General features: G+C 53.6%; 1 protein-coding gene. It reads right to left on the bottom strand.

The window, feature by feature from the left end; genetic code table 11:
• On the bottom strand, positions 1-263 hold a 263-nt coding region (locus DWZ67_RS20475; RefSeq protein WP_243635168.1), incomplete at both ends, for a hypothetical protein.

Genomic DNA, 263 nt, shown 5'->3' with positions numbered 1-263 from the left:
GCCGCCAATGGAAACCAGAAAGCCTCCTTGTCCTCACCTATCATGAAAGGGATAAATCCCAGAATGGTAGAAACTACCGTGAGGAAAATAGGAACGACCTTCGCATTCCACGCCTTGACGTAGGCACGAAGAGCGGAAAGACGGGGGAAACGACGTCGGATGCTGTTGTACTCGTTCAGGACATAGATGCTGGCATTCACCGTGATGCCGCACAGCAGGACGAACGAGGCAAAACCGCCCTGGTCGAAGTTCAGCCGGAACCA

The sequence above is a fragment of the Bacteroides sp. AF34-31BH genome, assembly GCF_003602795.1.
Taxonomy (GTDB): Bacteria; Bacteroidota; Bacteroidia; order Bacteroidales; family Bacteroidaceae; genus Bacteroides; species Bacteroides uniformis.
The sequence above is the reverse complement of the archived record's forward strand: the minus strand, read 5'-3'. Positions and strand labels throughout refer to the sequence as shown.